This is a genomic window from Cupriavidus sp. WGlv3 (assembly GCF_023952475.1).
In the GTDB taxonomy this organism is placed as follows: Bacteria; Pseudomonadota; Gammaproteobacteria; order Burkholderiales; family Burkholderiaceae; genus Cupriavidus; species Cupriavidus phytorum.
Genome location: NZ_JALHRX010000008.1, coordinates 186959 through 205694, shown reverse-complemented (window position 1 = coordinate 205694; position 18736 = coordinate 186959). Strand labels below are relative to the sequence as shown.

Below are 18736 nucleotides of genomic sequence, written 5' to 3'. Positions count from 1 at the left end.
ATACCGCTCCCAACCGAGATCGAACCCGCCGGCGGCAGCCGGACGCACCCCGCCCGCTTCATGGCCACGCGACGCACCGACGAAGACTTTATCCAGGACCTGACGCGCCTGCTGTGCAGCGAAGGCGTCTCGTCGCTGACCATCGGCGAGATCGCGCAGCGCATGCGCTGCTCGCGGCGGCGCCTGTACGAGATCGCGCCGACCAAGGAGGCGCTGTTCGTCGGCATCTGCCGCGATGTGCTGGCGGCCAACCTGGAGCGGGGCTTCGCCGCGGCGCGCCGCGAGAGCGATGCCGCGCGCGCCGTGTCGGCCTACCTGCATGCCGCGCTGAATACGTCGGGACTGAGCAAGGCGGCGCTGGCCGACCTCGATGCCATCGACAGCGGCCGGGCCGTGTTCGACGCGTACCAGCTGGCGCGCGTACGCGGGCTGGAAAGCCTGCTCGAGGCCGGCATGCGGCAAGGACTGATGGCACCGCACAATCCGCGGCTGGTGTCCGAAGCGATCCTCGGCGCCGCGCATCGCCTGCGCAGCCAGCAGTTCCTGAAGGACACCGGGATGAAGATGGGCGATGCCTTCAGCGAGTTCTACGAGATCATCCTGAACGGCCTGCTCTGCAGGCCGGACGCCGATGGCCCCACTCAGGCCACCTGCCGCTCCTGTCCGCCCCAGTAACGCCCGCGGATGGCCTTGCGGTCGATCTTGCCCAGCGCCGTCAGCGGCAGCGCATCGGCGAACACCACCTGCTTGGGCGCATTGACCACGCCCTTGTGCCGGGTCACGTGGGCGATCACGTCGGCCTCGGTCAGGCCGGTACCGGGGCGGGCCACAACCACCGCGGTCACGGCCTCGCCCCACTTGGGGTCGGGCACGCCGATCACCGCGGACATGGCGATGGCGGGATGCAGCGCCAGGCAATGCTCGACTTCGCTCGGGTACACGTTGAAGCCGCCGCTGATGATCATGTCCTTGGCGCGGTCGACCAGGTACAGGAACCCTTCGCTGTCGCAGCGCGCCATGTCGCCGGTGTGCAGCCAGTCGCCGGCAAAGACCCTGGCATCTTCCTCCGGCCGGTTCAGGTAGCCCTCCATCACCAGCGGGCCACGCACGCACAGCTCTCCCACCTCGCCCGGTGCGACTTCCCGCAACTGCGCGTCGAGCAGCCTGACCTGGTTGCCGGGGATCACCTTGCCGCAAGAGCGCAGGCGCTCGGGATGGTCCGGATCGTGGTCGCGCGGGCTCAGGTAGCTGATGCACATCGGTGCCTCGGCCTGGCCGTAGATCTGCCCGAACACCGGGCCGATGCGGCGCAGCGCGTCGGCCAGGCGCACCGGTGCGATCGGCGCCGCGCCGTACAGCACCAGTTCCAGGCTGGACAGGTCGGCCGTGTCCAGGCCATCGCAATCGAGCAGCCCGTAGATCTGCGTGGGCACCAGGAAGGTCAGGTTGATGCGGTGCTCGGCCACGCGCCGCAGGAAATCCGCCGGGCTGAACTTGTCGCACAGGTAGATGGTGCCGCCGCGCAGAAGGGTCGGCAGGAACAGGCTGCCGGACGCGTGCGAGATCGGTGTGGTGACGAGGTAACGCACCTGCGCCGGCCATTCGTAGGTGGCCAGCATGTACTGCAGCATCGTCACCGAGGTCCGGTGGGTATGCAGGATGCCCTTCGAACGTCCGGTGGTGCCGCCGGTGTACGACAGCTTGCTGATCTCGGTCGGATCATCGCCGGGGACCACGGGCGCGTCATCGAAGGCGGCGGCGGCGCGGGCCAGGCCGGGGCCAAACTCGCCGTCGTCGAGCGGCAGCACCTGCAGCCGCGTACCGGCGGCGAGCGCGTGCGCCCGCTCGGCGAAGCGGGCGTTGTCGACCACCAGCGCCTGCACGCCCGCGTCTTCCAGCACGAAGGCATGGTCCGCTTCCGCCGCCATCGGGTGCAGCGACACGGCCTTCAGCCCGGCCAGTTGCGCGGCGATGATGGCCGCGACCGCCTCGGCGCGGTTGCCGACCAGGAAGGCCACGGCGGCCTGGCGCGCCAGGCCGCGCGCGGCCAACAGCCGCGCGATGCGTGCGCTGTGCCGGGCCAGCGCCTCATAACTAAGCGTGACGTCGTCGCCGACCACGGCGGGTACGCCAGGCCGTGCCCGCAGCGCCGCGGTATAGAGCTGGCCGACGGTCGCGCCGCCGTGGACGACCGCAGCCGCCGGAGCCTGACGGGCCATGTTGTCTCCCTGGAATTGTTGTGGTCAGGCTCCCAATGTAGGGGCCGCTCGGTACCACGTCAACGCTTTTGGTACCGAGAAGGCCGGGTTAATGCAGGCTGAAGCGGTGTGCAGGGGTCACTCAGGCAGCGGGGGCCTCAGGCCTGTTCCTTGACCTGGTTCTCCAGCTCGACCAGCCGCTTCTTCAGCGCCCGCTCTTCCTGGAAGCGCACGGTCTCGTCGCGGATCACGGCGACGATGCCGGTGATGGCGCCGGCGGCGTCCTTGAGCAGCGCCACGGTGAAGGCGATCGACATCGCCTTGCCGTCCTTGTCCACCGCCGGCACCTTGAGCAGGTCATGGCCGTAGCGGGTGATGCCGGTCGCCATGGTCTTGTCGTACCCCTCCCAGTGCCGCCCACGCAGCCGCTCGGGGATGATCAGGTCCAGCGACTGGCCCATGGCCTCGGCCTGGGTGAAGCCGAACATGCGCTCGGCCGCCGGATTCCACAGCGTGATGGCGCCCTTGGCGTCGGAGATGATGATGGCGTCGCCGATGGCGGACACCAGTTGCGCGTAGTCGATCTGCTCTGTCATGGGGATTCCCTCTCGTCATCTACAAACGGCAGCGGCTGGGGCGCGCCGGTGCCATCAAGGTAGCGTGCCACATCGCGGCGCCACAAGCAAAAACGCCGGAGCCCGCTGTGCGCGCGGCCCCGGCGTCGGCGTCGGCACAGGTGCCGGCGGTCGGCGTCAGATCACCTGGGACTCGCGCAGGCGCTTGATGTCTTCCGCACCGTAGCCCAGGCCGGCCAGCACCTCTTCGCTATGCTCGCCCAGCAGCGGCGAACCCGTGATCTCCGGCTTCAGGTCGGAGAACTTGATCGGGCTGCCCACCGTCAGGTAGCTGCCGCGCTCCTTGTGCGGCACCTCGGTGATGCTGCCGCTGGCACGCAGCGACGGATCGGCGGCGATCTCCTTCATCGACAGCACCGGCGAGCAGGGGATGTCGAACTTGCGCAGGATGTCGACCGCCTCGTACTTGGTCTTGTCCGCCAGCCATTCCTCGATGGTGTTGAAGATATCGAAAATATGCGGCTGGCGCGCCTTGGGGGTGGCGTAGTTGGGATCGGCTATCCATTCCGGCTTGCCCAGCGCCTTGCAGATCGGCTCCCAGGCATGGCCCTGGATGGTGAAGTAGATATAGGCGTTGGGATCGGTCTCCCAGCCCTTGCACTTCAGCACCCAGCCCGGCTGACCGCCGCCGCCCGCGTTGCCGCCGCGCGGCACCACGTCGCTGAAGCTGCCATGCGGGTACTGCGGGTACTCTTCCAGGTAGCCCAGGCGGTCCAGGCGCTGCTGGTCGCGCAGCTTGACGCGGCACAGGTTCAGCACCGCGTCCTGCATCGACACCGCCACCTTCTGGCCCTTGCCGGTCTTGTCGCGGCCGATCAGCGCGGTCAGGATGCCGATGGCCAGGTGCATGCCGGTGTTGGAATCGCCCAGCGCCGCGGCGGAGACCGTGGGCGGGCCGTCCCAGAAGCCGGTGGTCGAGGCCGCGCCGCCGGCGCACTGCGCCACGTTTTCATAGACCTTCAGGTCTTCGTAGTGGTGGCCATCGCTGAAGCCCTTGACCGAAGCCACGATCATCTTCGGGTTCAGCTCGTTGATGCGCTCCCACGAGAAGCCCATGCGGTCCAGCGCGCCCGGGCCGAAGTTCTCGACCAGCACGTCGGACTCGCGGATCAGCTGCTCCAGGATCTTCTTTCCGTCCGGCTTCTTCGTATCCAGCGTCAGGCTGCGCTTGTTGGAGTTGAGCATGGTGAAGTACAGCGCGTCGACATCCGGGATGTCGCGCAACTGCGTGCGCGTCACGTCGCCGGAACCCGGGCGCTCGACCTTGATCACGTCGGCGCCGAACCATGCCAGCAGCTGCGTGCAGGCGGGACCCGCCTGGACGTGCGTGAAGTCGATGATCTTGATGCCGTTGAGTGGGAGGTTCACGTTCGTCTCCTATTGGATTAGGGGGTGAAATTCGGGTGGATTACTTCTTGGCCGAGCTTTGCGGATTCAGGTTGGTCAGGCGACCGCTTTCGGTGCCGGCTGCCGGATCGATGACGGCGTTGACCAGCGTGGGCTTGCCCGAGCGCAGCGCTTCGTTCACCGCGGCCTCGAGTTCCGCCGGCGTGGTGACGTTGGCGCCGACGCCTCCGAACGCTTCCATCATCTTGTCGTAGCGCGCACCCGGGACGAAGGTCGTGACCGCCGGGTCGCTGCCGCCGGTGGGGTTCTTGTCGATGCCCTTGTAGACGCCGTTGTTGTTGAAGATGACGATGCAGACCGGCAGGTTGTAGCGGCAGATGGTCTCGACTTCCATGCCCGAGAAACCGAAGGCACTGTCGCCGCACAGCGCCAGCACCGGCTTGCCGGTCTCGACCGCCGCGGCCACCGCGTACCCCATGCCCACGCCCATCACGCCCCAGGTGCCCACGTCCAGGCGCTTGCGCGGCTCGTACATGTCGATCACGGCACGGGCGTAGTCCAGCGTGTTGGCGCCTTCGTTGACGAACGAGATGCCGGGGTTGGCCTTGACCACATCCTTCAGCACGCTCAGCGCGCCGTGGAAGTTCATCGGCGCGGCCTCCTTGGCCCTGGCCAGGGTCTCGGCCATCTTCGCCAGGTTGGTGTCCCTGCGGTCGGCCACCGCGTTCAGCCAGTCGGCGCCCGGCTTGGCGAAGTCATTGCCGATCTTGTCGAGCAGCGCCGTTACGCATGAGCCGATGTCGCCCACCACCGGCGCGGCGATGGCGACGTTGCTGTCCATCTCGGTCGGCGCGATGTCGACCTGGATGAACTGCTTGGGCTTGCCCCAGGTCTTGCCCTTGCCGTGCGACAGCAGCCAGTTCAGGCGGGCGCCGACCAGCAGCACCACGTCGGCCTCGGCCAGCACATAGGAGCGCGCCGCCGAGGCCGACTGCGGATGCGTATCGGGCAGCAGGCCCTTGGCCATCGACATCGGCAGGTACGGGATGCCGGTCTTTTCGACCAGCTTGCGCAGGTCTGCCTCGGCGCGCGCGTACGCGGCTCCCTTGCCGATCAGGATCAGCGGGCGCTTGGCAGTCTTCAGCAGCGCGACGGCGCGGTCGATCGAATCCGGTGCGGGCAGCTGGCGCGGCGCTGGGTCCACCACCTTGATCAGCGACTTCTTGCCCTTTTCGGCTTCCAGCGACTGGCCCAGCAGCTTGGCCGGCAGGTCCAGGTACACGCCGCCCGGGCGGCCCGACACGGCGGCGCGAATGGCACGCGCGACACCGACGCCGATGTCCTCCGCGTGCAGCACGCGGAACGCAGCCTTGGCGTGCGGACGGGCGATGGCCAGCTGGTCCATCTCTTCGTAGTCACCCTGCTGCAGGTCGACGATCTCGCGCTCGCTCGAGCCGCTGATCAGGATCATCGGGAAGCAGTTGGTGGTGGCATGTGCCAGCGCCGTCAGCCCGTTCAGAAAGCCCGGCGCGGAGACGGTCAGGCAAACGCCCGGCTTCTGCGTCAGGAAGCCCGCAATCGCCGCGGCGTTGCCGGCGTTCTGCTCGTGGCGGAAGCTGATGACGCGCATGCCGTTGGCCTGCGCCAGACGGGCCAGATCGGTGACCGGGATGCCGGGCAGGCCGTAGATGTTTTCGATGCCATTCAGCTTCAGCGCGTCGATGACCAGATGAAAACCATCGGTTTGTGCCTGATGTTCTTCCGCGGCGTGACGCTGCAGCTCGTTTCCGACTTCTGCCATGGTTGCTTCCTTCTATGCAAATTGACTGGGGTGGGAATTTTTGTGACTCAGGCTGCCGCGGGAGTGCTTTGGGCCCGCTTCGCTACGACTTCCGACATGCTTGGTCTCCTTTTGGACTTGTGTTCGTGGTGCGCGGGCGCTGTGCCCTGCTGCGGTCGGTCCGGTTCGTTCGACCGGTCTTGATGACATACGGTATGTGATATATCAGAGAACGGCAAGCTATTTTCCATCTCTGTGGCCAACTTTCGTCAGTGCACTGCAGCAAACCTGGCCGGATCTGCGGGTAAATCAGCGCAATTCCTCAATCCACGCCATTTATTCGCATTTCGCACCAATACAGACGTTCGACCTGAAGTCGCCTTAAAGGGGCGTTTTCAGCTCACAGATATATCACATACAACGTTCCACGCTGCTGACGGCGGCTCCGACACGTCACGCGGGTACCTCCTCCAGCTGCCGCAGCAATGCATCGACGCTGCCCTTGGCATCGCCAAACCACATGCGCGTGTTGTCCTTGTAGAACAGCGGGTTGTCGACACCCGCGTAGCCCGCCGCCATGCTGCGCTTGGACACCACCACGGTCTTGGCCTTCCACACCTCCAGCACCGGCATGCCGGCAATCGGGCTGGCGGGGTCCTCCAGCGCACCGGGGTTGACGATGTCGTTGGCGCCGACCACCAGCACCACGTCGGCCTTCTCGAAGTCGTCGTTGATCTCTTCCATTTCCAGCACGATGTCGTACGGCACCCGCGCCTCGGCCAGCAGCACGTTCATGTGCCCCGGCAGGCGGCCGGCCACCGGGTGGATGCCGAAGCGTACGTTGACGCCCTGCGCCCGCAGGCGCCGCGCAATCTCGCTGATGGTGCCCTGCGCCTGCGCCACCGCCATGCCGTAACCCGGCACGATGATGACCTCGTTGGCGTCCTTCAGCAGGCTGCTGACTTCCTCGCTCGACACCGGCAGCACCTCGCCCTGCTCGGTCGCCGCGCCCTGCGCCTGCACCGCGCCGAATCCCCCGAGGATCACCGACAGGAACTTGCGGTTCATGGCCTTGCACATGATGTAGCTGAGGATGGCGCCGCTCGATCCCACCAGCGCGCCGGTGATGATGAGCAGGTCGTTGCCGAGCATGAAGCCGGTCGCCGCCGCCGCCCAGCCCGAGTAGCTGTTCAGCATCGACACCACCACCGGCATGTCGGCGCCGCCGATGGCCAGCACCAGGTGCGCGCCGACCAGCAGCGCGATCACCGTCATTGCCGCCAGCGGCACCAGCCCCTGCTGCGGGTCCGGTGCGCTCAGGAAGGCATAGCCCAGCCACACGCACACCACCAGCGCGCCGGCGTTGAGCACGTGGCGCCCCGGCAGCAGCAGCGGCTTGCCGCCCATGGTGCCCTGCAGCTTGAGGAAGGCGATGATCGACCCGGTGAAGGTGACCGCGCCGATCAGGATGCCGAGGTAGGTCTCGACTTCGTGGATCGCCTTCTCGACGCCGCCGAGCGTGGTCGGCTCCAGGTAGCTGGCATAGCCGACCAGCACCGCGGCCAGGCCGACGAAGCTGTGCAGCACCGCCACCAGCTGCGGCATCTGCGTCATCTCGACGCGCTTGGCCAGCATGGCCCCGGCAATGCCCCCCACCACCATCGCCACGATGATGATGGCGATGCCGTCGGGACTGCCCGCCAGCACCGTGGTCATGACCGCGATCACCATGCCGGCGATGCCAAGCATGTTGCCGCGCCGCGCGGTGGCGGGATGGCTCAGTCCGCTCAGGCTGAGGATGAACAGCGCGCTGGCGGCGAGGTAAGCGATATTGCTGATTCCGGATGGCATGGTTCTCTCCCTGGCCTTAGTCGCGCTGGAACATCTTCAGCATGCGCTGCGTCACCAGGAAGCCCCCGGCGATATTGATGGTGGCCACCAGCACCGCGCAGCCCGCGATCACCGCCGTCAGCAGCGACGGCTTGCCCAGCTGCACCAGCGCCCCAACCACGATGATCCCGCTGATGGCATTGGTCACGCTCATCAGCGGCGTGTGCAGCGCCGCGGTGACGTTCCACACCACCTGGTAGCCGACGAAGATCGCCAGCACGAACACCGTGAAATGCGCCATGAAGGCTGGTGGCGCCACCGCCCCCAGCCCCAGCAGCGCAGCGGCCGCCAGTGCCAGTGCCATCAGCGTCGTGCCGGTGCGGCTGCGCGGCGGCGCGGTTTCGGCCGGCACCGGAACTTCCGCAGGGGCCTGCTGCTGCGGCACCGCCACGGTCAGCGGCGGTGGCGGCCAGGTCACCGCGCCCTGGTGCAGCACCGTCGCGCCGCGGATCATCTCGTCGTCCATGTTCACCACCAGCTGGCCGTCCTTGCCCGGCGTCAGTTCGCTCAGCAGGTGGCGGACATTGGTGCCATAGAGCTGGCTCGCCTGCGCCGCCATGCGGCTGGGCAGGTCGGTGTAGCCGATGATGGTGACGCCCTCGCGGCGCACGCTTTCACCCGGCACGGTCAGCACGCAGTTGCCGCCCTGCTCGGCGGCCAGGTCCACCACCACGCTGCCGGCGCGCATCAGCGCGACGGTGCCGGCTTCCAGCAGCTTGGGCGCCGGCTTGCCCGGGATCAGCGCGGTGGTAATGATGATGTCGACCTCGCGCGCCTGCTCGGCAAAGAGCCGCATCTCCGCTTCGATAAAGGCCGGGCTCATCTCCTTGGCGTAGCCGCCGCTGCCGCTGCCGTCCTCTTCGATCTCGACCGTGAGGAATTCCGCGCCCAGGCTCTCGATCTGCTGGCGCACCACTGGCCGCGTATCGAAGGCGCGCACCACCGCGCCCAGGCTGCGGGCCGCGCCGATCGCCGCCAGCCCCGCCACGCCGGCGCCGATCACCAGCACGCGCGCCGGCGGGATCTTGCCCGCGGCGGTGATCTGCCCGGCAAAGGGACGGCCGAAGGCATGCGCGGCCTCGATCACCGCGCGGTAGCCGGCCATGTTGGCCATCGAGCTGAGCGCATCCAGCTTCTGCGCGCGCGAGATGCGCGGCACGCAGTCCATCGCCAGCACCGTGGCGCCGCGCTGCGCCAGGCGCTCCAGCATCGGCATCTGCTGCGCCGGCCAGACAAAGCCGATCAGCGTGGCATGCTTCTTCAGCAGCGCCGCTTCTTCCACCCCCAGGCTGGGGTGGACCTGCGGCGGGCGCACCTTGACCACCACGTCGACCGAGGCCCACAGGCTGGCCGCATCGACAATGGCCGCGCCGGCGGCGCGATAGTCGTCGTCCGAGAACGACGCTTCCAGGCCGGCACCGGTCTCCACCACTACCTGGTAACCGAGCTTGAGCAGTTCCTTGACCGAGTCCGGGGTGGCGGCAACGCGCCGCTCGCCCGGGTGGACCTCGCGCGGCACACCGATCGTCATTGGCATGGCATTCACCGTTTCAGGAAAGGGATCTGGCGCCGGCTCAGCCGCGCACGTGGTTGACCAGCGAGCCGATGCCGGCGATCGACACCTCGACCACGGCGCCGTCCTTCATCGAACCCACGCCCAGCGAGGTGCCCACGGCAATCACGTCGCCCGGCATCAGCGTCAGGTCCTGCGAGATCCGGCTGACCTGTTCCTCGGGCGAGAAGATCATGTCCGACAGCGGGTAGTTCTGCCGCTCCACCCCATCCAGCCGCGTGACCACGCTGGCGGTCTTCCAGGGGAAGCCGGTGACGATGGCCGGGCCGATGCAGCCGAAGGTGTCGAAGCCCTTGGCGCGGGTCCATTGCGGGAAATTCGGATCGGCCGTGATCAGCTCGGCCGCGGTCACGTCGTTGACGATGGTGTAGCCGAAGATGTGGGCGCCGGCCTCCGCCACCGTCACGTTGCGCGCCTTCTTGCCGATGACGATGCCCAGCTCGCCCTCGTAGACGATCTTGCCGTCGTAGCTCTTGGGGCGCTGCACCGCGTCGTTGGGACCGGCCAGCGATGTCGCCGGCTTGATCAGGAACAGCGGGTGCGTCGGCACCGGCTTTTCCAGCTTGCGCGCGAGCGCGTGGAAGTTGTTCCACAGCGCCACCACCTTGCCCGGCGCGCACGGCGCGACCACGGTCAGCGCGGCGCGGTCATGCACGGCGCCGGTGGGGCCGGGATGGTCGAAGCCGTCGCGGTCATATTCGACCACGCGGTTGGGGTCGGCCTCGTCGAGGCGGCCATGGCCGATGCTGCCGTCGGCGCGGCGAAAACGTATCCAGGTTTGCACAGCATGCTCCTTGCGCAGGCAAAGGAAGGCCCCGCCTGCGCCGATGTCGGTTGCAGGGATCGTCAAGAATTGGAAGGGAGAGCGAGCGCGAGGTCGACGTGTCCGCCCGTCGTTCCCGCGCAGGCGGGAACCCAGTGGCTTTGAAAGACGCTGGATTCCCGCCTGCGCGGGAATGACGCCGGTACGCTCACGCAACCGCTGGCAAGCGCCTCATACCGCGCCGGCCAGCTTCATCGCAGCGATCTGCGCGGGCGTGCGGCCCAGCCACTCGAGGATCTCCTCGGTGTGCTCGCCCAGCAGCGGCGAGCGCTCCACCTGCACCGGCGAGGCCGACAGCGTGATCGGGCAACCCAGCTGCACGTAGTTGCCGCGCTGCGGATGCTCCAGTTCGACCAGGTAGCCGCGCTGGTACAGCGACTCGTCCTCGATCAGGTCCTTCATCGACAGGATCGGGCCGCACGGCACATCGACCTCGTTCAGGGCCGCCATCACCTCGAACTTGCTGATGCCGCGGGTCCATTTCTCGATCACGGCAAAGCAGTCGGCCAGGTGCTTGAGGCGGGCTTCGGGCGTGGCGTAGTCCGGGTTGGTGATCAGCTCTTCGCGCCCGCACAGGCGCATCAACGGCTCCCAGCCCTGCGGCTGGATAATGACGTAGACGTAGTCGTTGGGGCCACCCGGCGCGCAACGCAGCGCCGCGCCCGGCTGCCCGCCGCCCGAGGCATTGCCCGCGCGCGGCACGTGGTCGCCGAAGTCCTCGTTGGGATATTCACGTAACGGCCCGTTGGCCAGGCGCTGCTGGTCGCGCAGCTTGACCCGGCACAGGTTCAGCACCGCGTCCTGCATCGCCACTTCCACGCGCTGGCCGCGGCCGGTGTGTTCGCGATGCAGCAGCGCGGCCAGGATGCCGACCACGGCATGCACGCCGGTGCCGGAGTCGCCGATCTGTGCGCCGGTCACCGTGGGCACGCCGTCGGCGTCGCCGGTGGTCGAAGCCGAGCCGCCCATGCACTGCGCCACGTTCTCGTAGGCCTTGCAGTCCGCGTATGGGCCTGGGCCGAAGCCCTTGATCGAGGCATAGACCAGGCGCGGGTTCAGGTCCTGCATGTGGTCCCAGTCGAAACCCGCGCGCGCCAGCACGCCGGGACCGAAGTTCTCGATCAGCACGTCGCTGCGCTGGATCAGGTCTTCGAGCAGCGCCTTGCCTTCGGGCGTCTTCATGTTCAGCGTCAGGCTGCGCTTGTTGGAGTTGAGCATGGTGAAGTACAGGCTGTCGGCGTTCGGCACGTCGCGCAACTGGCTGCGCGTGATGTCGCCGCGTCCCGGCATCTCCACCTTGATCACGTCCGCGCCCAGCCACGCCATCAACTGCGTCGCCGACGGGCCCGCCTGGACATGGGTCATGTCCAGGATGCGCACACCTTGCAGGGCTTTGGTTTCCATTGCGAAGGGTCTCCTCTTCCGCTATTTGTAGTCTCTGATGACATACGGTATGTGATATATCAGAAGAGAGCAAGAGGAGTTTGGCGCTTCCGGTGCAAATATCGACGATGCGACGCAGCAAGCGCCGGCGATCCAGTGAAGGAAGGCATAAGAACCGGCGTTTTCAGCGCTGTGCGAGCATAAAGGCCTAAGCGCTTTTCACATTGATATATCACACACCATTTAGCGAAATGCCCTTCGCATGTCTGGCGCGGCCCCAAAAGCAAAGCGGCGGACCGGAGTCCGCCGCTTTTTGCGCCTGGCTGCTGCCCGTATCAGTCCAGGAAATCGCAGTGCTTCTCGACGTAGTCGGCGAGGTCCAGCGAATGCTGCCGCACCAGCCGCTCGGCCAGTTCGGTGTCCCGCCGCTCCAGCGCCTCGATGATGCGCAGGTGGTCGACGATCGACCGTGCCGCGCGGTCGCTCTGCGAAATGGTCATCTTCCGGATCGCGCGCACGTGGATAAAGATGTTGCGGATCGTGTCCATGATGATCTGCGACTTGGACAGCTGCACGATCGCCTGGTGGAACGCGATATTGGCGTCGGAATACTCTTCGATGTGCTCGGCCGGGGTGGAATCGCGGAAGCTGTCGAACATCCTGCGCAGCTGCGCGATCTCGGCGTCGGTGGCGTTTTCGGTGGCCAGCCGGGCCGCCATGCTTTCGAGCGCGGCCCACATCTGGATCATCTCGACGATCTCGCGCTTGGTCTTGCGCATGATGTAGATGCCGCGCCGCGGCACGGTGCGCAGGAAGCCTTCCTGCTCCAGCAGCGTCATGGCTTCGCGGATCGGCGTGCGGCTGACGCCCATGGCCTCGCTCAGCACCCGCTCATCCAGCCGGATCTCGTCGCGCGACTGGTAGATGTCGGCGTCGGCGATGGCCTGGCGCAGCATGGCGTAGGCCTGGTCGCGCAGGCTCGCGCCGGCGTTGATCGGTTGTACCGACAGGGACAGCCCGTTGGGCTGGACGATGGATTGGCTTTGCGCAGACATGGATTTGCTCGTGTGAGACCGGCGGCCGGGCCGCCGGAATGGCGCCCTCCGCATTGCTGCACAGCTTAGCAAAAACGCCTGACCCATTATGAAAACGCATCAAACGATGCGCGCTCCACATGCATCGGCACAAAAGCGGTGCGCGGCCTGTCGTATATGGTATATCACAATCGCCCTGCCTTTCGACTTCGCGAGCCGGGAACACGTCACGTCGCGTGCCCGGCCCGCCCCTCGGGGGACGCCTGACCCGGTGGCATCCCCCTGCTCCTCAGGCGGCAAGCTTGGCCATCGCGTCGCGCTGCTTGATCAGCCCGAGCACGGCATCGCACATCGGCGTCGGCTCGCCCACCAGCCGCCCCATTTCCTGCACCACCGTCAGCAGCGGGTCGATTTCCATGGCCCGCCCCGCCTCCAGGTCCTGCAGCATCGAGGTCTTGTGCGCGCCCACGGCGCCGGCGCCGTCGATGCGCCGTTCCACGTCGACGCGGAACTTCACCCCGAAGCGCTCGGCGATGCCCTGGGCCTCCACCATCATCTGGCGCGACAGCTCGCGCGTGGCGGGGTCGGCGGTGATGACATCGAGCGTGGCGTGGGTCAGCGCGCTGATCGGGTTGAAGCACAGGTTGCCCCACAGCTTGAGCCAGATCTCGTCGCGGATGTTGTCGCGCACCGGGGCGTCGAGGTCGGCTGCCATCATCATTTCGCTGAGCCGGGTCACGCGCGCGGAGCGGCTGCCGTCCGGCTCGCCCAGCGGGAACTTCTTGCCGTAGACATGCTTGATCACGCCCGGCGCGACGATTTCGGCGGCCGGATAGACCACGCAGCCGATGGCCCGCTCCGGCCCCAGGCGCTGCCACTGGCGCCCGCCGGGATCGACGCTCTCCAGCGTGCGGCCGGCCAGCTCGCCGCCGTGCTTGTAGAAGTACCAGTAAGGAATGCCGTTGACGCCGGTCACGATCGCGGTATCACGCCCCAGCAGCGGCTGCATCTGGTCTACCACGCCGGGCACCGAATGCGCCTTGAGGGTGATGAACACATAGTCCTGGGGCCCGAGTTCGCGCGGATCGCTGGTACTGCGCACCTTCGCGACCCGCTCCTCTCCATCGATCAGCAGCTTGACGCCGTGCTCCTGCATCGCCGCGAGGTGGGGTCCGCGCGCGACAAAGCTGACCTCGGCTCCCGCGCGCGCCAGCTGCGCCCCGACATAGCCGCCGATGGCACCGGCGCCGTAGATACAGACTTTCATATGCTGCCTCCTTGATGGCTCGATTGGATCTTTTGATATATCACATACTATATTCCATGACGACACATGGCAACCTGCCAATCGCCCTCTCGGGCGCGCCTTTATCTTTATGTGACAGGCTGCGCGGCCAAGCGACGCTGCGCTAACATGAAGCCTGCATGCGCCCTCCCATCACTCCGGAGCCTTCATGGAAGCGACGTTGGCATTGCTGCAGGATCCCGCCGCCTGGGCGGCGCTGGCCACGCTGGTGGCGATGGAAATCGTGCTGGGGATCGACAACCTGATCTTCATCTCGATCCTGACCAACAAGCTGCCCGCGGAGATGCGGGAGAAGGCCCGCAAGATCGGCATCAGCCTGGCGCTGCTGCTGCGCCTGGGCCTGCTGGCGACCATCGCCTTCATCGTCACGCTGACCCAGCCGCTCTTCACCGTGCTGGGCCATGGGCTGTCGTGGCGCGACCTGATCCTGATCGCGGGCGGCGGCTTCCTGGTGTGGAAGGCCACGCGTGAAATCCATCACCACGTCACCGCCGCCGAGGAAGGCGAGGAAAGCGGCACGACCCAGGCGGTGCACAGCTTTGCCGCCGCCATCGGCCAAATCCTGGTGCTGGACCTGGTGTTTTCGATCGACAGCATCATCACCGCGGTCGGCATGACCGAACACGTGCAGATCATGTTCGTGGCCGTGATCGCGGCGGTGATGGCGATGCTGTTCGCGGCGACCCCGCTGGCCAACTTCATCAACCGCAACCCGACCATCGTGATGCTGGCGCTGGCCTTCCTGATGATGATCGGCATGACGCTGATCGCCGAAGGCCTCGGCACGCACGTGCCCAAGGGGTACATCTATACGGCGATGGCGTTCTCAGCCTCGGTCGAGGGGCTGAACATGCTGGCGCGACAACGGCGCCGGCAGCGCCGCGCCGCGCGCGAGGCGAGCGAGGTGCGGTGAGGCGCCGGCGCCACCCGCTGTAACAGAGGGTGTCCGAACTTTTCCGCGGCGCCGGCGTCTTTTACAGTTCTGCTCAATCCCGGACAATAAAAGGACGCTTTCACCACATGATGAACCGCCGCACCCTGCTGGTTTCCGCCAGTGCCTCTGCCGCGCTTGCCGCACTCGGCATTACCCCATCGGTGCTGGCAGCCAGCCGGATCAAGCTAGGCGAGGCCCAGCCGTTCGGCTTCGACGCCCTGATCGAGCGCGCCCGCGCGCTGGCCGGCAAGCCGTACGCGCCGCCGCCCGCGCCGCCCGCGGACGTGCTGGCCAGGATCGACTACGACGCCCACGGCAAGATCCGCTTCCGCACCGAGGATGCGCTCTTTGCCGGCGGCCCGGGCCAGTTCCCGGTCACGTTCTTCCATCTCGGCACCTACTTCCGCAGCCCGGTGCGCATGCATGTGATCGAGCGCGCTAAAGGCGGCACCGGCAAGGCACGCGAGATCGTCTATGACGATGCTTACTTCGACATGCCGGCCGACAGCCCCGCGCACAAGCTGCCGCCGGGCAGCGGCTTTGCCGGCTTCCGCTTCCAGGAAAGCCGCCTGGGCGACCAGAAAACCCGCGACTGGCGCAAGAACGACTGGGTGGCCTTCCTCGGCGCCTCGTATTTCCGCGCGATCGGCGAGCTGTACCAGTACGGCTTGTCCGCGCGCGGCATCGCCATCGACGTCGCCGAAGCCGGCAAGCAGGAAGAATTCCCCGCCTTCACTCACTTCTGGTTCGACACGCCCGAGGGCAACAGCGACACCGTCACGGTCTACGCGCTGCTGGATGGACCAAGCATCTCCGGCGCCTACCGCTTCGTCATGCAGCGCGCCAAGGCCGTGATCATGGACGTCGAATGCGTGCTGTTCCTGCGCAAGGACGTGGCGCGGCTGGGGCTGGCGCCGCTGACCTCGATGTACTGGTTCTCCGAAAGCATCAAGGGCACCGCGGTCGACTGGCGCCCCGAAGTGCATGACTCCGACGGCCTGGCGCTGTGGAACGGCGCCGGCGAGCATATCTGGCGACCGCTGAACAACCCGCCGCAGACCACGGCCTCAGCCTTCGCCGACGACAACCCGAAGGGCTTCGGGCTGCTTCAGCGCGACCGCCTGTTCGACCACTACCAGGACGGCGTCAACTACGACCGCCGTCCGAGCCTGTGGGTGGAGCCGCGCGACGGCTGGGGCGCCGGCTCGGTGCAGCTGGTGGAGTTGCGCACCGACGACGAGATCCACGACAACATCGTCGCCATGTGGGTGCCCAAGGCGCCGGCCAAGGCCGGCAACACCTACCGCCTGCGCTACCGGCTGCACTGGGCGGCCGACGAGCCCTACCCCTCGCCACTGGCGCGCTGCGTGGCCACGCGCCTGGGCAACGGCGGCCAGCCCGGACAGCCGCGGCCCAGGGGCGTGCGCAAGTTCATGGTCGAGTTCAAGGGCGCGCCGCTGGAGAAGCTGCCCTTCGGCGTCAAGCCCGAAGCGGTGCTGACCGCCTCGCGCGGCACCTTCTCCTATGTCTTCACCGAAGCCGTGCCCAACGGCGTGGCCGGGCACTGGCGCGCCCAGTTCGACCTGACCACCGACGGGGCCCAGCCGGTCGACCTGCGGCTGTTCCTGCGCCTGAACGGCAAGCCGCTGTCGGAAACCTGGCTGTACCAGTACCACCCGTTCCAGTCACCGGCGGGCTGACGCCCCCGCCGCGGGGGGCTGGCGCCGGGCCAGCCCCTTTACACCTTATTGCGACACCGTGATGTCAGGCGGGCGCGAGCGGGTATGATGGCTGGCTACGACAGTTCCACTGCATCCGCCAGCCTCACATGATTTCTCAAGAGTTCGCCGGCGCCGCCGAGAGCGGCCAGGCTGCATCGCTCCCGCGCTCGGAGCGCGCCTACCAGCAGCTGCGCGCCGCCATCCAGGCCGGCCAGCTTTCCCCTGGCACCCGGCTGCGCGAGGTGGAACTCGCCGAATCGCTGGGATTGTCCCGTACGCCCGTGCGTGAAGCGCTGTCCCGGCTGGAATCCGAGGGCCTGGTCGTCAACGAGCCCAATCGCGGCATGATGGTGACGCAGCTCGACGCCAGCATGGTCAGCGAGCTGTACGTGATGCGCGAAGTGCTGGAAGGCACCGCCGCCGCGCTGGCCGCGCGCCACGCCACCGACGTCGAGATCTCGCTGCTGCGCGATATCGTCGAGCGCGACCTCGCCATCGCCGACGACCCCGACCGGCTCGCGCTGAACAACCGGCTGTTCCATGAAACCCTGCACCGCTGCGCCCACAACCGCTACCTGCTGAAGACGCTGCGCTCGCTGCATGAATCCATGGCGCTGCTCGGACGCACCACGCTGGCGGTGCCGGGGCGCGCGCGCAGCTCGTACGAAGAACACATCTCGCTGGTGGAAGCGCTGGAGCAGCGCGATCCGACGCTGGCCGAGCAGATCGCGCGCCGCCATATCCAGCAGGCCTACAAGGTGCGGCTGTCGCTGTGGATCCAGGAGCAGTCGGGTCGCTGAGGGCCCCGCCCGCACGGTGCCGTCAGGCCGCCTGGGTCCGCGCCGTGCGCAGCGTGCCCAGGCTCAGCACCAGCAGCGCCGCCAGGATCAGCACCACCGCGCCCAGCGTCTGCGGCGCGATCTGTTCACCGCCCAGCCACGCGCCCATGGCCAGCGCCACCGGCGGGTTCACGTAGACATAGCTTGCCGCCAGGGTCTGGCTGACCGTCGAGACCAGGTACATGTAGGCGGAGAACGCCACCAGCGACCCCGCCACCACCAGGTAGACCCAGGCCCAGCCGGCCTGCGCGCTGACTGAAGACGGCCACGGCTCCTGCCGCAGCAGCGACAGCGCCATCAGCACCACGCCGCCGATCACCATCTCCGCGGCAAACGCCGCCGCCCCTGGCGGCAGGTCCAGCCGGCGCGCCAGCTGCGAGCCGAAGGACCAGCTCGCCACCGCCAGCAGCAGCGCCACCACGCCGCCGGTGCTGACCTGGAACTCCGCGCCCGCGGTCAGCACCAGGATGCCGGCGCTGCCGATGGCGATTGCCACATACTCATACCACTTCGGCCGGTTGCCGAAGCACGCGCCCCAGATCAGCGCAAAGATCGGCATCGACCCGATCATCACCGTGGTCGCGCCAGAGGAAATGGTCTGCTCGGCAATGGCAGTGAGACCCATGCCGCCCACCAGCAGAAACAAGGCCGGCACAGCGCAATGGCGCAACTGCCGCGCCGATGGCATCGGCGTGCCGCGCCACGCCAGCCACGCGGCCAGCAGCAGGCCCGCGCACAGGAAGCGCGTGCCCATCATGAACAGCGGCGGAAAGCTCTCCAGCGTAAAGCGGATCGCCAGGTAGGTGGTGCCCCAGACCACATAGGTGATCAGCAGGCACAGCAGCACAAGCGCAGACATGGGGCGGACCGGTTCGGAAAAGGCATTCAAGATAGCCGTGTCCGCCGCCGCGGCAAAACGAAAAGTGCTGGCAAGCCTTGTGAAAGTTGCTCACAAAGCACTCCGGCACCACAGGCAAAACAAAACCGGCCGCGTTCACCCGGACGGGCGCACGGTTGGCCGGTTCTTCAACGCAGCCCGGACGGGCCGCAACTACCGTACTGCTGTCGCCAGCGATCAGCCGTTGGCGTAGGCCACCTTGGCCTGGCGGGCCTGGCTTTGCAGGCGCTCGATCACCGACTGCACGGCGGCGATGGCCCGCTTCACGTCGTGGGCGAAGCCCAGGCTTTGCGTGCCGAGCTCGCGCTCGATGAGTTGGCGTTCCAGTTGATCGGTCAGCTTGATATCGGATTGGGTGTTCATGGCGTCCTTCCT

16 protein-coding genes are annotated in these 18736 nt (G+C 67.2%); 4 read left to right on the top strand and 12 right to left on the bottom strand.

The genetic code is table 11. The features are described from left to right. Positions 1 to 60 precede the first annotated feature (60 nt). On the top strand, positions 61 to 675 hold the full coding sequence (locus tag MKD38_RS15870) for a TetR/AcrR family transcriptional regulator (RefSeq protein WP_252678148.1): 615 nt from the start codon (positions 61 to 63) through the stop codon (positions 673 to 675). Here the strand turns inward: MKD38_RS15870 and MKD38_RS15865 are convergent. The 10 genes from MKD38_RS15865 to MKD38_RS15820 form a co-directional block, all read right to left on the bottom strand. Continuing rightward, the gene (locus MKD38_RS15865; RefSeq protein ID WP_252678147.1) at positions 642 to 2219 is read right to left on the bottom strand and encodes an AMP-binding protein; all 1578 of its coding nucleotides are present in this window, start codon (positions 2217 to 2219) and stop codon (positions 642 to 644) included. The genes MKD38_RS15870 and MKD38_RS15865 overlap by 34 nt on opposite strands. Positions 2220 to 2356: 137 nt before the next feature. Further along, positions 2357 to 2794 (bottom strand): PAS domain-containing protein, encoded by a 438-nt coding sequence (locus MKD38_RS15860; RefSeq protein WP_252678146.1) that lies wholly within the window; start codon positions 2792 to 2794, stop codon positions 2357 to 2359. 156 nt (positions 2795 to 2950) lie between these two features. Next, positions 2951 to 4201, bottom strand: coding sequence for a formyl-CoA transferase (frc, locus tag MKD38_RS15855; protein ID WP_252678144.1), 1251 nt, complete (start codon positions 4199 to 4201; stop codon positions 2951 to 2953). 40 nt (positions 4202 to 4241) lie between these two features. After that, complete coding sequence (oxc, locus tag MKD38_RS15850) at positions 4242 to 5981, bottom strand: oxalyl-CoA decarboxylase (RefSeq protein ID WP_252678142.1); 1740 nt, start codon at positions 5979 to 5981, stop codon at positions 4242 to 4244. Between the two features lie 432 nt (positions 5982 to 6413). Continuing rightward, positions 6414 to 7811 (bottom strand): Re/Si-specific NAD(P)(+) transhydrogenase subunit beta, encoded by a 1398-nt coding sequence (gene pntB, locus MKD38_RS15845; protein WP_252678140.1) that lies wholly within the window; start codon positions 7809 to 7811, stop codon positions 6414 to 6416. Positions 7812 to 7827: 16 nt separating this feature from the next. After that, positions 7828 to 9387, bottom strand: coding sequence for a Re/Si-specific NAD(P)(+) transhydrogenase subunit alpha (locus tag MKD38_RS15840; protein WP_252678138.1), 1560 nt, complete (start codon positions 9385 to 9387; stop codon positions 7828 to 7830). Between the two features lie 37 nt (positions 9388 to 9424). Beyond that, positions 9425 to 10207 carry a fumarylacetoacetate hydrolase family protein gene (locus MKD38_RS15835; RefSeq protein ID WP_252678136.1) on the bottom strand — a complete coding sequence of 261 codons (783 nt, stop codon included), beginning with the start codon at positions 10205 to 10207 and terminating at the stop codon, positions 9425 to 9427. A gap of 210 nt (positions 10208 to 10417) precedes the next feature. Beyond that, positions 10418 to 11650 carry a formyl-CoA transferase gene (gene frc, locus MKD38_RS15830; protein WP_252678134.1) on the bottom strand — a complete coding sequence of 411 codons (1233 nt, stop codon included), beginning with the start codon at positions 11648 to 11650 and terminating at the stop codon, positions 10418 to 10420. A 314-nt stretch (positions 11651 to 11964) separates the two neighbouring features. Further along, positions 11965 to 12684: a GntR family transcriptional regulator gene (locus MKD38_RS15825; protein ID WP_018008574.1), complete on the bottom strand. Its 720-nt coding sequence runs from the start codon at positions 12682 to 12684 to the stop codon at positions 11965 to 11967. 268 nt (positions 12685 to 12952) lie between these two features. Continuing rightward, positions 12953 to 13930 (bottom strand): 2-dehydropantoate 2-reductase, encoded by a 978-nt coding sequence (locus MKD38_RS15820; RefSeq protein WP_252678132.1) that lies wholly within the window; start codon positions 13928 to 13930, stop codon positions 12953 to 12955. A gap of 187 nt (positions 13931 to 14117) precedes the next feature. Here MKD38_RS15820 and MKD38_RS15815 point away from each other — a divergent pair, with 187 nt between their 5' ends. The 3 genes from MKD38_RS15815 to MKD38_RS15805 all read left to right on the top strand — a co-directional run bounded on the left by MKD38_RS15815 (position 14118) and on the right by MKD38_RS15805 (position 17424). Then, positions 14118 to 14882: a TerC family protein gene (locus tag MKD38_RS15815; protein WP_252678130.1), complete on the top strand. Its 765-nt coding sequence runs from the start codon at positions 14118 to 14120 to the stop codon at positions 14880 to 14882. Between the two features lie 107 nt (positions 14883 to 14989). Further along, on the top strand, positions 14990 to 16603 hold the full coding sequence (locus tag MKD38_RS15810; protein ID WP_252678128.1) for an OpgD/OpgG family glucan biosynthesis protein: 1614 nt from the start codon (positions 14990 to 14992) through the stop codon (positions 16601 to 16603). Between the two features lie 128 nt (positions 16604 to 16731). Continuing rightward, a complete protein-coding gene (locus MKD38_RS15805; protein WP_092309989.1) occupies positions 16732 to 17424 on the top strand; it encodes a GntR family transcriptional regulator in 693 nt (230 codons plus the stop codon). A gap of 22 nt (positions 17425 to 17446) precedes the next feature. On the opposite strand, the gene yedA is transcribed toward MKD38_RS15805, so the two are convergent. After that, a complete protein-coding gene (yedA, locus tag MKD38_RS15800) occupies positions 17447 to 18322 on the bottom strand; it encodes a drug/metabolite exporter YedA (protein ID WP_252678126.1) in 876 nt (291 codons plus the stop codon). Between the two features lie 216 nt (positions 18323 to 18538). Then, a complete protein-coding gene (locus tag MKD38_RS15795; protein ID WP_116296542.1) occupies positions 18539 to 18724 on the bottom strand; it encodes a hypothetical protein in 186 nt (61 codons plus the stop codon). Positions 18725 to 18736 lie beyond the last annotated feature (12 nt).

Excerpts from the sequence above, each read along its gene's own strand:
- MKD38_RS15870 (WP_252678148.1), top strand. The coding sequence starts at position 61 with ATGGCCACGCGACGCACCGACGAAGACTTTATCCAGGACCTGACGCGC.
- MKD38_RS15865 (WP_252678147.1), bottom strand. The coding sequence starts at position 2,219 with ATGGCCCGTCAGGCTCCGGCGGCTGCGGTCGTCCACGGCGGCGCGACC.
- MKD38_RS15860 (WP_252678146.1), bottom strand. The coding sequence starts at position 2,794 with ATGACAGAGCAGATCGACTACGCGCAACTGGTGTCCGCCATCGGCGAC.
- oxc (WP_252678142.1), bottom strand. The coding sequence starts at position 5,981 with ATGGCAGAAGTCGGAAACGAGCTGCAGCGTCACGCCGCGGAAGAACAT.
- pntB (WP_252678140.1), bottom strand. The coding sequence starts at position 7,811 with ATGCCATCCGGAATCAGCAATATCGCTTACCTCGCCGCCAGCGCGCTG.
- MKD38_RS15840 (WP_252678138.1), bottom strand. The coding sequence starts at position 9,387 with ATGCCAATGACGATCGGTGTGCCGCGCGAGGTCCACCCGGGCGAGCGG.
- frc (WP_252678134.1), bottom strand. The coding sequence starts at position 11,650 with ATGGAAACCAAAGCCCTGCAAGGTGTGCGCATCCTGGACATGACCCAT.
- MKD38_RS15825 (WP_018008574.1), bottom strand. The coding sequence starts at position 12,684 with ATGTCTGCGCAAAGCCAATCCATCGTCCAGCCCAACGGGCTGTCCCTG.
- MKD38_RS15820 (WP_252678132.1), bottom strand. The coding sequence starts at position 13,930 with ATGAAAGTCTGTATCTACGGCGCCGGTGCCATCGGCGGCTATGTCGGG.
- MKD38_RS15815 (WP_252678130.1), top strand. The coding sequence starts at position 14,118 with ATGGAAGCGACGTTGGCATTGCTGCAGGATCCCGCCGCCTGGGCGGCG.
- MKD38_RS15810 (WP_252678128.1), top strand. The coding sequence starts at position 14,990 with ATGATGAACCGCCGCACCCTGCTGGTTTCCGCCAGTGCCTCTGCCGCG.
- MKD38_RS15805 (WP_092309989.1), top strand. The coding sequence starts at position 16,732 with ATGATTTCTCAAGAGTTCGCCGGCGCCGCCGAGAGCGGCCAGGCTGCA.
- yedA (WP_252678126.1), bottom strand. The coding sequence starts at position 18,322 with ATGTCTGCGCTTGTGCTGCTGTGCCTGCTGATCACCTATGTGGTCTGG.
- MKD38_RS15795 (WP_116296542.1), bottom strand. The coding sequence starts at position 18,724 with ATGAACACCCAATCCGATATCAAGCTGACCGATCAACTGGAACGCCAA.